This is a genomic window from Bacillus sp. FSL R5-0422 (assembly GCF_038610765.1).
In the GTDB taxonomy this organism is placed as follows: Bacteria; Bacillota; Bacilli; order Bacillales; family Bacillaceae; genus Bacillus; species Bacillus pumilus_O.
Genome location: NZ_CP152014.1, coordinates 2,504,083 through 2,519,187 on the forward strand (window position 1 = coordinate 2,504,083; position 15,105 = coordinate 2,519,187).

At 41.4% G+C, this 15,105-nt stretch carries 14 protein-coding genes; all 14 read right to left on the reverse strand.

Annotation, left to right across the window (positions count from 1 at the left end; translation table 11 throughout):
- Window positions 1-36 precede the first annotated feature (36 nt).
- Window positions 37-495, reverse strand: coding sequence for a transcriptional regulator NrdR (gene nrdR / locus MKX52_RS12785; RefSeq protein ID WP_003216720.1), 459 nt, complete (start codon window positions 493-495; stop codon window positions 37-39).
- 4 nt (window positions 496-499) lie between these two features.
- Window positions 500-886, reverse strand: coding sequence for a hypothetical protein (locus MKX52_RS12790; RefSeq protein WP_012010851.1), 387 nt, complete (start codon window positions 884-886; stop codon window positions 500-502).
- 186 nt (window positions 887-1,072) lie between these two features.
- Window positions 1,073-1,453 carry an adenosylmethionine decarboxylase gene (gene speD / locus MKX52_RS12795; RefSeq protein WP_003216492.1) on the reverse strand — a complete coding sequence of 127 codons (381 nt, stop codon included), beginning with the start codon at window positions 1,451-1,453 and terminating at the stop codon, window positions 1,073-1,075.
- Between the two features lie 234 nt (window positions 1,454-1,687).
- Window positions 1,688-2,710 carry a glyceraldehyde-3-phosphate dehydrogenase gene (locus tag MKX52_RS12800; RefSeq protein ID WP_342490815.1) on the reverse strand — a complete coding sequence of 341 codons (1,023 nt, stop codon included), beginning with the start codon at window positions 2,708-2,710 and terminating at the stop codon, window positions 1,688-1,690.
- A gap of 171 nt (window positions 2,711-2,881) precedes the next feature.
- The gene (gene coaE, locus MKX52_RS12805; RefSeq protein ID WP_012010854.1) at window positions 2,882-3,487 is read right to left on the reverse strand and encodes a dephospho-CoA kinase; all 606 of its coding nucleotides are present in this window, start codon (window positions 3,485-3,487) and stop codon (window positions 2,882-2,884) included.
- A gap of 14 nt (window positions 3,488-3,501) precedes the next feature.
- On the reverse strand, window positions 3,502-4,134 hold the full coding sequence (gene ytaF / locus MKX52_RS12810; protein WP_003216274.1) for a sporulation membrane protein YtaF: 633 nt from the start codon (window positions 4,132-4,134) through the stop codon (window positions 3,502-3,504).
- 176 nt (window positions 4,135-4,310) lie between these two features.
- On the reverse strand, window positions 4,311-5,141 hold the full coding sequence (gene mutM / locus MKX52_RS12815; RefSeq protein WP_012010855.1) for a DNA-formamidopyrimidine glycosylase: 831 nt from the start codon (window positions 5,139-5,141) through the stop codon (window positions 4,311-4,313).
- Between the two features lie 32 nt (window positions 5,142-5,173).
- On the reverse strand, window positions 5,174-7,813 hold the full coding sequence (gene polA, locus MKX52_RS12820; protein WP_217015914.1) for a DNA polymerase I: 2,640 nt from the start codon (window positions 7,811-7,813) through the stop codon (window positions 5,174-5,176).
- A gap of 254 nt (window positions 7,814-8,067) precedes the next feature.
- Window positions 8,068-9,810, reverse strand: a complete 1,743-nt coding sequence (locus MKX52_RS12825) for an ATP-binding protein (RefSeq protein WP_342490816.1) — start codon at window positions 9,808-9,810, stop codon at window positions 8,068-8,070.
- The gene (locus tag MKX52_RS12830; RefSeq protein ID WP_012010858.1) at window positions 9,803-10,531 is read right to left on the reverse strand and encodes a response regulator transcription factor; all 729 of its coding nucleotides are present in this window, start codon (window positions 10,529-10,531) and stop codon (window positions 9,803-9,805) included. Before MKX52_RS12830 ends, MKX52_RS12825 begins: the two co-directional genes overlap by 8 nt.
- Before the next feature lie 187 nt (window positions 10,532-10,718).
- Complete coding sequence (mdh, locus tag MKX52_RS12835) at window positions 10,719-11,657, reverse strand: malate dehydrogenase (RefSeq protein WP_007501693.1); 939 nt, start codon at window positions 11,655-11,657, stop codon at window positions 10,719-10,721.
- A 34-nt stretch (window positions 11,658-11,691) separates the two neighbouring features.
- Window positions 11,692-12,963 carry an NADP-dependent isocitrate dehydrogenase gene (gene icd, locus MKX52_RS12840; RefSeq protein WP_012010859.1) on the reverse strand — a complete coding sequence of 424 codons (1,272 nt, stop codon included), beginning with the start codon at window positions 12,961-12,963 and terminating at the stop codon, window positions 11,692-11,694.
- Between the two features lie 147 nt (window positions 12,964-13,110).
- Window positions 13,111-14,229, reverse strand: a complete 1,119-nt coding sequence (gene citZ / locus MKX52_RS12845) for a citrate synthase (protein ID WP_342490817.1) — start codon at window positions 14,227-14,229, stop codon at window positions 13,111-13,113.
- A 376-nt stretch (window positions 14,230-14,605) separates the two neighbouring features.
- Window positions 14,606-15,070, reverse strand: a complete 465-nt coding sequence (locus MKX52_RS12850) for a DUF441 domain-containing protein (protein WP_012010861.1) — start codon at window positions 15,068-15,070, stop codon at window positions 14,606-14,608.
- Between the last annotated feature and the right edge of the window lie 35 nt (window positions 15,071-15,105).

Here is a 15,105-nt window from a genome sequence, read left to right on the forward strand (position 1 = left end):
GCAGGAAAAAGAGCGTGAAGAATCTTCAGCTCTTTTTTAGCGTTCTTTCTTTAATAAATCTTTTAATTCATCAATAAAGACGTTGATATCTTTAAACTGCCGGTAAACCGAGGCGAATCTGACGTAAGACACTTCATCAATTTTTGCCAGCTCGTCCATCACCATTTCACCTACAAGCTCACTTTTCACTTCTGACATGCCTTGATTACGCAATTCTTTTTCGATATTAAAGCAGACATCCTCCAACTGCTTTAAAGCAACAGGACGCTTTTCACACGCTTTAATGAGTCCTCTCAGCATCTTTTCGCGACTGAATTCTTCTCGAATTCCCTCTTTTTTCACCACAATCAGTGGTAATTCTTCTAATTTTTCAAACGTCGTAAAGCGATATTGGCAGCTTTCGCACTCTCTTCTACGACGGATGGATTTCCCTTCATCTACTGGTCTTGAATCAAGCACCCTTGTGCCAAGGTGCTGACATGTGGGACATTTCATATCATCAGCTCCGATCTATTCTTGGAAGTTGTTTGTCTAGTTCATCATAAAGGGAAAAAATCGTTTTCGCACTATAGCCAAAATCTGTTGGCAGGGCTGTTTCTGTTGTCACATTAAAATCGACAGCTGTTTCAAAAGGACGAATTGAAATGACAGTCGCTACGAGAAAGGCTTTTTTCGGCATTGTGATATTTGCGCTCATTTCACCTCGTTCTGCTGAAACAGATGTCACTTGATAGGAAGCGTGCCTAGAAAGCATGGCTTCCAATGCTTGAAAAACTTGCGCATTCGTCGATTTGTAGTAATGGCTTTTCAGTTCTGACACTGGATGCTCGTCAGAAGTTTCTGTATGATTTGACATGAACCGTTTGAACTTTTGTCCTAAAGTCATATACGTATCCCCTTTGCCATAATGCCTCTTCTTTATTTTATAAAAAAAACCTTTGTTTTCCTAGAACAAAAGTATAGGCAAGTTGGGGAATGTTGGATTTCCTCTATTAAACAAATATAAAAAGGAGCATAACACAAAGGCATGTCAATGCTTTTGGCCAGCTCCCATTGCGATCTTTTTTTATGTTTACAGTGCTTTGGCTTGTGCCTGTTTCACTTGTACAGGTCCCATGCCTCGAGGAATTTCGATGTTTTCTCTTGTTTCAGCACCTAATTCATCTCCGATATGATCTGCTGCAATATTCGGATCTAGGTCGCCGCAAGTATAAACATCTATGCTCGCATAACCATGTTCAGGAAAGCTGTGAATTGTCAGATGAGATTCAGAAATAATGACAACTCCACTTACTCCTTGAGGTGCAAATTTGTGAAAAGCAACCTCTCTTACCTCAGCTCCTGATTTCAAAGCTGCATTTACAAACGTTTTTTCAATAAAATCCATGTCGTTCAGTTTATCACAGTCGCATCCCCATAACTCGGAGATAACGTGACGTCCGATTGTTTCCATCATGGACCCCCCTTAAACAAGAATGAAAGAGTGAAGTTCTAAGCAGCCGGACCGGACATATACCACGGGGGAAAGTTAGTCCAAAGAGGTCCTAACCCTTTAAGTATACCCGAATGAGTCTGCGAACAAGAAGTTCACGAAAAATAGTATACTTTGTTTAGACCCATTTTGCAAGCTGTGTTTTCAATGGGATTTTCTCTCATTTCTTGAAAAAGGACGTTCGTCTTCTTCATTTCAAACAGCAGAAAGCTCTTTCATCTGCGATCCGACAAACTTCACAAGATCCACTACTCTGCATGAATAACCCCATTCATTGTCATACCATGCAAGAACTTTTACTTTTCTATCCCCCATCACCATCGTTGTGAGTCCATCTACGACAGCTGAATAAGGATTCGTATTAAAGTCTGTAGAAACAAGCGGCTCATCCGTGTAATCTAAGATACCGGATAAAGAAGTTTTTGATGCATTAGAGAAGGCTGCATTGACTTCTTCTGCTGTGACATCTTTTTTCAAGTCGACAACAAGATCAACCATCGATACATTGGAAACTGGCACGCGAAGTGCAAGTCCATGTAATTTCCCTTTCATGTGCGGCAGCACTAAAGAAAGCGCTTTAGCGGCACCCGTCGTAGTTGGAATAATGGACTGAGAACATGCTCTTGCCCGGCGTAAATCCTTATGCGGGTTGTCGATATTTTTTTGATCATTTGTATATGCATGAACCGTTGTCATTAAACCGTTGTCGATGCCGAATTCATCATCTAATAATTTGACAACTGGCGCTAAACAATTTGTTGTACAAGATGCATTTGAAATAACGACGTGCTTTTCAGGATCAAGATCATCCTCATTGACACCCATTACAATTGTAACGTCTTCATTTTTACCTGGAGCTGTAAGTACGACTTTTTTCGCTCCGGCATCTATATGGCCCATCGCTTGATCTTTTGAATTAAATTTCCCTGTTGCTTCTATGACGATATCAATCCCAAGCTCTCCCCATGGAAGCTGCTTTGGGTCTCTGTTATTGAGCAAAAGCACTCTTTTCCCATTTACAATCAGGGCGTCATCTTCTGCTATCACATCGCATTCGTAACGTCCATGATTTGTGTCATATTTAATTAAATGTGCTAGCGTTTCGGCAGGATAGCTTGCGTTCACCGCTACAATTTGAATTTGATCATCAAGCATTGCTTTTCTGAAGACCATGCGTCCAATTCTGCCAAACCCATTGATCGCTGCTTTTACCTTCATGAACAGGTCACTCCTCTATTATGTGTTATACTCAATAAATTTATTTATGAAATTAGTATATCACATTAGAATGTAATTGCCAGTATATAAACGTATATTTTCTAAAAAGGGCTGTTCTTTTCAAAGGAAATCAGAATAAAGCATAAAAAAAAAGAGTACGTGTATGTACTCTTACTTATCTGTATGTTCCCATTCATTTAATATGTTCTGCAATTGCTTTCGAATAAAAGCGAGGTCTTGTGTATTTTCTATCACGTGGTCTGCTTTCTTACATTTTTCCTCAAGAGGCTGCTGAGAGTGAATCCGATTCAGCGCTTCCTCCTCACTAAGGTCGTTTCGATTCATGAGTCGTGATAGCTGTAATTCTGGTGTTGTATACACCACAATAATACGGTCGACGAGACTCTCCAGCTGACTCTCAAATAAAAGCGGGATATCCAGGACAACGAATGTTTCTCGGCTATTAATGCCTTCATCACGCTGCCTGAGCATTTCCTTTCGCACTTCTGGATGAACGATCGCATTTAACTGCTTTCTTTTCTCTTCATTAGAAAAAATAATGGCTCCGAGTTGCTGCCGGTCCAGCTCTCCATTTGGCAGGAGGACACCCTCACCAAAGGTTTGAACGATATGATGAAGGGCGGGTGTTCCTTTGCCGACCGCTTCTTTTGCAATCACATCTGCGTCCACAACCCGGATGCCCTGCTCTTTTATCATCTGCGAGACTGTGCTTTTTCCGCTAGCAATCCCGCCTGTTAATCCAATGACAAGCGTCAATTGATTTCCTCCTTTTACAGCTTCCAAACCCCGATTAATATGAGTAGAAGCCCTGGTAAACATGCGAGTTTATCGATCCAGCGCCAATTTGCCAAGTAATGACCGGCTCGTAGCCCGATACATACAAAAAGTGAACTCATCACTGCGACTGTAATACTCATGACAATTGGAGAAAAGCCTAGAATCGCTGCGCCAATCCCTGCGCCAAATGCATCAATGGATAAAGCAATTCCAAGAAGGACAGCTTCTATCCCATTAATCGTCCCAGATCGGTCAATATCTGCACTTGTCGGCTTTCTTAAAATGTGAATGACAAGCCCAAGCGATTGGACTTCCACATTAAGCAATGTCTTTTCATGAAGTAGCAAATCACGCTCTTTCGCTGGTTTGTAAAATTGATACAGGACCCAAAGGCCGATGGCAATTAAAATGCCTCCCCCCAGTTTATCGGTCACTGAAACAGGGAGAAATGTCGTCAGCAGGCTGCCAATCAGCATAGAAATGAGCAGCACAATCCCTGAGCAGCATGCAATAATGACGATGGCTTTAAATGGGATCCTCATTTTGCGGAGACCATACGTAAAGCCTACAGAAAAGCTGTCGATGCTAACTGCAATAGCTAAAAACAGGAGCGAAATCGAAATCATACCTGAACTCTTCCTTTCTGTTCTTGCAACGATGATCAAGAGTCTCTGGGCGTTCTTAGACTCTTCTTCACTATATGAAGAGCAGGTGGGCTGTGTGTCAGTCTACACCTTGCTGAAAAATGAATGTTTTTTATCGTATGCATTACAAAAAGGAAGCATGCTCATGGTAAGGCTTATTAAGGACGTTTTTGGCAGGTCACACAAAAGTGTGTACCGCGCCCTCCGACTACTGTTTTCTCAATGATGCTTCCGCATGTTTGGCAAGGCTCTCCCCGCCGGTCATATACAAGAAGCTGCAATTGAAACGTACCAATATCTCCTTGTGAGTTGATATAAGAACGAATCGTACTTCCACCCGCATCTACCGCCACTTGAAGCGTATCGATGATCTGTTTGTGAAGCACTTTGCAGGATTCCAGGCTAAGCTGATTCGCTTTCGTTTCTGGATGAATCCCTGATTTAAACAGGACCTCATCTACATAAATGTTACCAAGCCCTACGACAATCTTTTGATCAAGCAGTGCTGTTTTGACGACACGTGTTGTTTTTTTCAATTGCTCCCATAAATACTCAGGAGTGAACTGTTCATCAAATGGTTCATAGCCCAGCTGTGATAGCGGGAGTTCCTTTTCCTCTTCACCCGGCTGAAATAAATGCATCGTGCCAAATTTACGTACATCATGGTACCGAAGCTCTGTCCCATCTGTAAACGTAAAGACGACGTGTACGTGTTTATCATAAGGCTCATGCGCTTCATGTACACGATATTTCCCTTCCATCCTTAAATGGGAGACCATCACATAATGGTCTAAATGAAAGAGGAGGAACTTCCCTCTTCTTTCAATGGTTTGTATGGTTTCTCCAACCATTCTTCTTGCGAACTCTTCCGGCTCCCCAGGACGTTTGATGATGTTTGGCCATTTGATATCGACCGTTTCAATCGTCTTTCCTTCGACTAACCGCTTGAGAGTGCGCCGGACGGTTTCAACTTCTGGTAATTCCGGCATGCTCCTCGCTCCTTTTTATTTATCTCTATGATTTATTTCGCATCGTACCAAGATGGACCTGAAGCAAAATCAACTTTTAGTGGCACATCAAGCTGAAGTGCATTTTCCATGACTTCAGGAACAATCTTTTCAAGAATGGCAATTTCTTCTTTTGGCGCTTCGAAGATCAATTCATCGTGCACCTGTAATAAAAGATTTGTTTGCAGTTTTTCTTCTTTGAGCCTTCGTGCCATATCAATCATCGCTTTTTTAATAATATCGGCTGCACTGCCTTGGATCGGTGTGTTCATAGCTGTTCGTTCTGCAAAGCTTTTGATATTAAAATTACGGCTTGTGATGTCCGGGATATACCGTCTGCGTTTAAGAAGCGTCGTGACGTAGCCTTTTTGTTTCGCTTCCTGAACGATTTCTTCCATATAGGTTTTCACGCCTTTAAAACTTGTTAAATAGCGCTCGATAAATGCGGCTGCTTCTTTTCTTGTGATTCCAAGGTTTTGAGAAAGTCCGTAATCACTGATTCCGTATACAATACCAAAGTTTACTGCCTTGGCTTGTCTTCTCATCGCGGAAGTTACTTCTTCTTCTGAGACATGAAACACGTCCATCGCTGTTTTCGTGTGAATGTCCATGTCCCTCGTAAATGCTTCAATCAAATTCTCATCTTGTGAAATATGAGCAAGTACACGCAGTTCGATTTGTGAATAGTCTGCTGCAAACATGAGCCAGCCTTCTTTTGAAGGAACGAACGCTTGACGAATCTTCCGTCCTTCTTCTAAACGAATCGGGATGTTTTGAAGGTTTGGATCTGTGGAGCTTAATCTTCCTGTTTGCGTGAGTGCCTGGTTAAATCTTGTATGCACTTTATGAGTATCCTTACGCGTTACTTTCATTAACCCTTCTACATAGGTCGATTGCAGCTTTCCAATTTGTCTGTAGTGCAGAATGGACCGAATGATTTCATGCTTATCTTCAAGCTTTTCAAGCACATCTGCAGACGTTGAATAGCCTGTTTTTGTCTTCTTAATAATCGGGAGACCTAATTTTTCAAAAAGAATGACGCCAAGCTGTTTAGGAGAATTGATATTAAACGTTTCTCCTGCTAAACGGTGAATGGTTTCTTCATATTCTTTGAGCTTTTTCGTTAATTCTTCACCCATGTTCTCTAGGCGCTTTATATCTACCTTGACTCCAAGAGATTCCATTTCACCTAAGATGAGTGCAAGCGGCAGCTCTAAATCTTCATAGAGTTCATGTTGATCATTTTTCTCTAATGCTTCCAGTGTTAAATCATGCAAGGCTGAGATCGCCGCTGCTTTGCGTCCGAGATGTTCTTTCAGTTCATCTTCAGGTGGAATCGCCTGCTTTGCTCCTTTTCCGTATACTTTTTCATCAGAAAGAGCGATATTCAGACCATATTCCTTCGCTACACTTGCGACGTCTTCGTAAGTTTTCTGCGGGTTGACGACGTAGGAAGCGAGCAGAACATCATTGTCGACACCTTTTAGGTCAACATCATGCCATCTGAGGGCGACAACGGCTCTTTTTGAATCAAAGACCCATTTTTTCTTCGTTTCATCCTGTACCCATTCTTTAAATGCCTCTGATTGAAGCGCATCTTCTTTTGTCATAAAAAACGCACCATTTTCATTATGGATCGCAAAACCGATCAAATCCGCTTCGTGATAATTATCTCCAAGCTGTTCTACCACAAGGGCTGCATGATCTGTCAGCATCTCGCTGGTTACAGTTGTCATTTTTTTCACTTCTAATGCGTCTACTTCAACCTGTTCATCTGTTTCTGGGGCTTCTCCTAGACGCTCTAGCAGCGTTTGAAAGCCTAGTTCTTTGTAAAGAGAGATCACTTGATCCATATGTGGACCTTCGTAGGCGAGATCTTTGCTCGACACATCAATAGGTGCTTTTACGAGAATGGTCGCCAGCTCTTTACTCATGACTGCTTGCTCTTTAAATTCCTCAAGCTTTTCTTTCAGTTTTTTCCCGCTCACTTCATCAATATGTTCAAGCAGGTTCTCAACTGTTTCAAACTGCTTTAACAATTTAATGGCTGTTTTTTCACCTACACCTGGGACGCCTGGGATATTATCTGATGAATCTCCCATTAGCCCTTTCATGTCAATGATTTGATCTGGTCGCAGACCATATTTCTCTTCAATATGAGCAGGTGTGTAGTATTCGACTTCTGTGATGCCTTTTTTCGTAATAGCCACTGTCGTATGATCAGTTGAGAGCTGTGTTAAGTCTTTATCTCCTGAGAAGATTTTGACTTCAAAGCCGTCTTTTTCTGCCTCGACAGCCAATGTACCGATAATATCATCTGCCTCATATTGAGGAAGCTCGTACCTTTTCACCTGATAGGCATCTAATAGTTCACGGATGAATGGCATTTGTTCTGATAGCTCTGGCGGGGTTTTTTGTCTTCCGCCTTTATATTCTTTAAATGTCTCGTGGCGGAAGGTTGTTTTTCCCGCATCAAATGCGACGAGCATATGGGTTGGCTTCTCGTCCTCCAGCATTTTCATTAAGATCATCGCAAAGCCATAAATAGCATTTGTATGTACGCCTTTATCATTTGATAATAGCGGCAAAGCAAAAAAGGCTCGATATGCGAGGCTGTTTCCATCCACTAACACTAATTTCTTTTTGTCTGTCATGTTTTAATCCTCCATCGGCTGAGCCATCTCAGCCGTCTCTTTCACACATTGTATCTCCATTTTATCAAAGTTTATTTTGAAAAGAAAATAGTCGAGCCTGCATAAAAAAGGGACGAAAACAACTTGTGTTTTCGTCCTTCCAAAATTGGCTCCTTGGATGAAGGGGTTCCTATTCATCCTATCAATGAATGGTTAACAAAACATGAATTCATTGTAAAGATCATGTAAATTTTAACGTGACTTTCCTTTTTTCTCTATGTCGATTTCAAGCTCACTGTAAAAGTCGTTCCTTTCCCTTGTTTGCTGCGGACAGAAATGGTTCCTTCATGCGCCTCTACAAGGTGTTTGACAATGGCAAGACCAAGACCTGTGCCGCCTGAATTTCTGCTTCTATCTTTATCAATACGATAAAATCTCTCAAATATTCTTGGAATCTCACTTTTCTTCATCCCGATCCCTGTGTCTGCTACATCAAATTCATAGGCACCTTTTCGCGGTCTTGCTGAGATGGTGACACTTCCTCCCTCTGGTGTATAGGTAAGGGCATTATTAACGAGATTGAGGAAAATTTGCTTTAACCTTAGCGGGTCTGCCATGACATAGACCGGTTCTTTTGGGACACGCACGTGTAATTGAATGCCTTTTTCTGTAGCCTTTTGATTTAACAGCACTTGAATCTCTTGGAGGATTTCTGTTGCATTGGCTTCTTGAATATTCAGTTTGAATTGCTGCTGCTCAATTTTAGAAAGATCAAGTAAGTCTTGAATCAATGTTTCTAGACGGACACTCTCTTTTAAAATGATAGAAAGGAATTCTGTCAGTGCTTCTTTGTCATCAATCGCGCCATCAAGAAGGGTTTCCGAAAATCCTTTAATCGACGTAATCGGTGTTTTTAACTCATGAGACACATTGGCGACAAAGTCTTTTCGCATCTGCTCGAGCTGCTTCGTTTCTGTGACGTCATGAAACACGAGGACAATGCCTTTCCATTCGTCGTCTGTACTTAAAATGGGTACACCATCGACTTGGAAGTAGCGACGTTCAATGTCAACGGCTAGACGTAAAAACTTCCGCACCTTCGTTTCTGTCATGAAAATTTCGTCAATTAATTCGATAATCTCTTCATGTGTAAACGCTTCATGATACAGCTTGTGCATGTAAATGTGCTTTTGCACCTTAAACTGCTTGCGGAAGGTTCGATTGACGAGGTGGATGTACCCCATCTTATCAATCAATATAATCCCCGCTCCAATATTTTCTATGACTGTTTGCAAACGGTCTCTCTGCATTTCACCGGCACTAGTCATTTCTTGAAGACTTCCTGCCAAACGCTTCATGGAAGTATTCAGTTCACTTGTTTCGATCATCAGCTCTTCATAATGATTCGTATCATAGTTCCCGCGTTCTAGCTGTTTGGCTACCTTTGTCGCATAATCAATTGGTTTCACATATTTCATCGACATGCGGTACCCGAAGAAAACGATGATGATAATCGCCGAGCCAAGACAAAAGGCTAAGGCAAGCCAGAGTTGGCCGTCAATTTCATTTAAAGGCTCATATGACGCATGAAGAAATAAATAACCCGCTGGTTCGTTTTGTTTTAAGATCGGGACAGCATAATGGAACAGCTCGTCTTTCTCATCATCAATGACGACCCCATTTGTTTGGAGACGTTCATTGTTCAGTGTGTTTTGAATGACGGCCTTTTGTTCTGCTTGACCCGTTGTATGTATGATATTCCCCTTTACATCCACAATCGACGCATTCATATCAAAATGCTGCTTTGCCTGATTGAGGACCTCTTTGTTTTGCTTCGCCTTTAGATCATCACCATTCATGGAAGATAGGAGAAAGCTCGATTCCTTTTCCATTCGTTCCGTTAATTTTGTTTCATAGAATACATGGAACATGTGATCTAGGAAAAGACCAAGCGCAACAAACACAATAAAAAGGAGAAAAATGAGTCCCGAAAACAGACGGGTTCTAATTTTACTCATTTGGCTTTGGCTCCTCCAATTTGTAGCCTAAACCGCGGATCGTTTTAATATATGTTGGTTTTTTCGTGTTCTTTTCAATTTTGTCCCGCAAGTGGCTAATATGCACATCCACAATACGAGTATCACCTGCAAAGTCATAATTCCAAACGGCACTTAGCAATAAATCACGCGTGAGGACACGTCCTTTATGCTTCGCCAAATAGAGCAGTAGTTCAAATTCTTTTGGCGTCAGTTCTAGACGTTCTTCCTGAAAATAGACTTCGTAGTGTTCTGGTAAAATGCGTAGTTCACCAATTTTGATTTGATCTGCAATGATCTCTTCCTTCTCCTCTTGTGTGGGGGCAGGCTGAGATTGCTGTGCTCTTCTCAAGATGGCTTTTACCCGAGCACCCACTTCTCTTGGACTGAATGGCTTTGTCATGTAATCATCGGCTCCAAGCTCAAGACCTAGCACCTTATCAAATTCATCGTCCTTTGCTGTCAGCATTAAAATAGGGAACATCATTTTTTGAATTCTCAGTTGTTTGCACACTTCGATGCCGTCCATTTTCGGAAGCATTAAATCTAATACAATGAGATCAGGCTGTTCACTTGCTGCTTTTTCAAGCGCTTCTTCTCCGTCTCTTGCTGTGACGACATCATAGCCCGCTCTTTCAAGGTTATAGCTTAGAAGTGTTACAATCGATTCTTCATCATCCACAACTAATATTTTTTTATTCATGTTGTGCCTCCAATTAGTGATTTCCCCTGCATCCGTTTTTTTGTATCTTATGTGAAAAGCGAGAAGTCATGCTTTCTCTTTCATTTTAACGAAAGCTTAACAAGAGAACAATTTAAAATTTCGACAAGATTTGTTTTGTAAACAAAAAGAAGACTCCTCATACGAGAAGCCTTCTTTTTTATTCATATTAAGACAATACTTTCATGACATTTTTAACAGATTCAACAGAACGGTCAAGCTGACTTCTTTCTTCTTCTGTCAGCTCAAGCTCGATGATCTGCTCAAGGCCGTTTCCACCTACGATTGTTGGTACACCTAGGTAAATGCCTTCGTAGCCATATTCACCTTCAAGGTAAGCAATCGTTGGCATGACGCGGCGCTGATCTTTAAGGATCGCCTCAACCATTTCGACTAGTGAAGCAGCAGGAGCATAATAGGCACTACCGTTACCTAATAGGTTTACGATTTCGCCGCCACCTTTTCTTGTTCTTTCAACAATTGCATCAATTCGCTCTTTAGGAATCAATGTTTCAAGCGGGATACCGCCTGCATAAGAGTAACGAACAAGAGGAACCATGTCATCGCCATGTCCACCAAGTACAAAGCCCGTCACGTCTTTAACAGATAGGTTTAATTCTTGAGCAACGAACGTGCGGAAACGTGCTGTATCAAGAATACCCGATTGTCCAATGACTTTTTCCTTTGGTAAACCTGATTCTTTATAAACTGCATACGTCATTGCATCAACAGGGTTTGTTAATACAACAATGATCGCTTCTGGAGAATATTTAACGATTTCGCGTGTCACACTACGCATGATTTTTTCATTTGTTGACACAAGATCGTCACGGCTCATTCCCGGCTTTCTTGCAATTCCTGCCGTAATGACCACAACATCAGAACCGGCTGTATCTTCGTAGTTAGAAGTTCCTGTAATGTTTGCATCGAAGCCTTGAACTGGACTTGCTTCCAGCATATCAAGTGCTTTCCCTTTTGTTGGGTTCTCAAGCTGCGGGATATCGACTAATACGACGTCCGCTAATTCTTTTTGAGCCGTTAGAAATGCTGTAGTTGCTCCAGTAAAGCCCGCTCCGATAACAGATACTTTTTTACGCTTGTTTGCCATTTCCTTTTTCCCCTTTAACTTTAAAGTTTAAGAATCAAGACAAGTTTTTGATGAGCTCGTCAGCAAACTCAGAACATTTCACTTCTGTTGCGCCATCCATTAATCTAGCAAAATCGTAAGTAACGACTTTTGATGCAATTGTATTTTCAACAGATTGAATCACTAGATCAGCTGCTTCCTGCCATCCAAGGTGCTCAAGTAAAAGCACGCCTGATAGAAGAACAGAAGATGGGTTCACTTTATCAAGACCAGCATATTTAGGTGCTGTTCCGTGAGTCGCTTCAAAAATAGCGTGTCCTGTTTCGTAGTTGATGTTCGCACCTGGTGCGATACCAATTCCACCAACTTGTGCTGCAAGAGCATCAGAGATGTAATCTCCGTTTAAGTTCATTGTTGCCACAACATCGAACTCAGCTGGACGAGTTAGGATTTGTTGAAGGAAAATATCTGCAATGCTGTCTTTGACAATAATTTTGCCAGCAGCTTCTGCTTCACTTTGCGCTTTGTTTGCCGCATCTTTTCCATCTTGTTCTACAATACGATCATATTGTGCCCATGTAAAGACCTTGTCGCCAAACTCTTTTTCAGCCACTTCGTAGCCCCAGTTTTTGAAGGCTCCTTCTGTAAATTTCATGATGTTTCCTTTGTGAACAAGCGTCACAGACTTACGGCCTTGGTCAATTGCATATTGGATAGCCGCTCTAACAAGACGAGAAGTTCCTTCTTCAGAAACTGGCTTGATCCCGATACCTGATGTTTCTGGGAAACGGATTTTGTTTACACCTAATTCGTTTTTCAAGAAGTCAATTAACTTCTTCACTTCGTCTGATCCTTTTGCATACTCGATACCAGCATAGATATCTTCTGTATTCTCACGGAAGATGACCATATCTGTGTCTTCTGGACGTTTCACAGGAGACGGTACGCCTTTGAACCAGCGAACTGGACGTAAGCATGTGAATAGATCAAGCTCTTGTCTAAGTGCCACGTTTAATGAACGGATTCCTCCGCCGATTGGTGTTGTCAGTGGTCCTTTGATTGCGATTAAGTATTCACGAATGTCTTCTAGTGTTTGCTCAGGAAGCCATTCACCAGTTTTATTGTATGCTTTCTCACCGGCATATACTTCTTTCCAAGTGATTTGCTTTTCACCTTTATATGCTTTTTCTACAGCTGCTTCAAGTACTCTTGATGCTGCTTTCCAAATGTCAGGACCGATTCCGTCCCCTTCGATAAACGGGATAATTGGATTATTTGGTACATTCAATACGCCGCCAGTAACTGTAATTTTTTCGCCTTGTGACAATGATATTACCTCCCAGGTTATGTAGTGAATATTTGAAACTTCTTGGCTTGATGTCTGCAAGCGAAGAAGTTTTTCACGTGTTTCGTTTTTGTTGATATAGAGGCTGATTGGCCTTCCCGAGATCAGCCCCTGCTTATTCTATAAACATTAGTCTCTTTCACTGATCGGAACAAACGTTTGAAGATCAGGTCCAATGTAGTCAGCTCTTGGACGGATGAGACGGTTGTTGTCATACTGCTCTAAAATGTGAGCAATCCATCCAGAGAATCGGCTGATCACGAAAATTGGTGTAAACAAGTCATGATCAATCCCAAGACTGTGATATACAGATGCAGAATAAAAATCAACATTTGGTGGAAGATTTTTCTCTGATGTCACGATTTCTTCTGCGCGAACAGACATTTCATACCATTTCGGCTCGCCAGTCAGGTTTGTTAAACGCTGGCTCATTTCTTTTAGATGCTTTGCACGCGGATCACCTTGGCGATATACGCGGTGGCCAAAGCCCATAATTTTTTCTTTCTTCTCTAGCTTACCATGAATATAGGAATCTACGTTTTCAACTCCGCCAATTTCTGAAAGCATCTTCATCACGCCTTCGTTGGCTCCGCCATGAAGTGGTCCTTTTAGCGCACCGATAGCCGCTGTTACACCAGAGTAGATATCTGATAGTGTAGCAACACATACACGTGCTGTAAATGTCGATGCGTTTAATTCATGATCCGCATGTAGAATGAGTGCCTTATCAATTGCCTCAATTTCTACTGGTGAAGGCTCTTCGCCATTTAGCATATATAAGAAGTTTGCAGCATAGCTGTATTCTTCTTTTGGCTGTACAGGCTCAAGTCCCTTACGAATACGTGAAAATGCAGCGACTAGTCCAGAAATTTTCGCCTGTAAGCGAATGGCTTTTCTGTAATTCGCTTCTTTGTCCATAATCTCTGATTCGTCATCAAGTAATCCTAGTAAGGATACCGCTGTACGAATCGCAGACATTGGATGAACCCCATCCAGCGAATACGATTTAAAGTGCTCAATGATTTCTTGCGGAATGTGAGCATTTTCGTTGAGCTGCTGTTTTAACTCGCTCAGCTCTTGCTCATTCGGCAGCTTTAAGTGCCATAACAGGTAGACAATTTCTTCGAAAGTAGCTTTTTCAGTTAAATCATCGATATTGTACCCTACGTAAGTAAGAGTATCATCAATAATTGAGCTTACGGATGAAGTTGTTGCCACAATACCTTCAAGACCTCTTGTTGCTGTCATGTTCAATCTCCCCTTTTTAAAAAGATTCCCCTTCGTTGCAGAATTCTCGCTTTTTGAAAGCGCTATCCAATCCGAATAAGACGGCAGGTTCAGAAAAGAAAATGCTTACATTTACCTATACGGTTAGAGCGCTTTTAGCCTCATATCTCTTGTGTGATCAATGAGTTCAAAATTAAGCCTATTCCCATTATAAACAATAATCAGACATTTGTTAAATGTTTAACTATAATTTTTTTTGATATTTTTTTTTCCAGTCTTCCATATCAGGCATGGAATAAAGGGATTTTGCTTCTTTTATTATATTTAATTATGTTTTTTTGCAAAAGCTCACGCAAGAAAAAAATAAAAAAAGAAAGTGGCATGAACCACTCTCTTTTCAACCGCTGAAAAATTTCACAGCCTGCATCGCCAAATAAGCAATTCCTGCTCCGATCAGCGGACCGACAGCTACACCTTTGAATAAGCTGACTGCCAAAATCGTCCCGAACACAAGCGCTGTCGTGATATGCGGATCATTCTCGAGTAGCACAATACCGTTTTTTGCAATTAATGCTACTAATATACCCGCTCCAAGTGCAATCCAAGCATAAGAAGATTTCACTGCTTCTCCAAGCTGTTTAAATCCAATGTCTCCTGTTGCAATAGGGACAAGTACAGCAATAGTAATAACGGTGACCCCCCAATTGATGCCTTTCGATTGAAGAACCGGGAAAATCTTTTGATCCAAACCAATCAGCTTAATCCCAATGAGCACAGAAACTGCTAAGATTAATGAATTGTTTTTTGCAATAAGTGCAATAACGAGTAAAAGAACCAAAAATAAATTTGCTTGAGTAAACATACGCCGCCCCTTCCTTTCTTTTTATTGCGACCTTT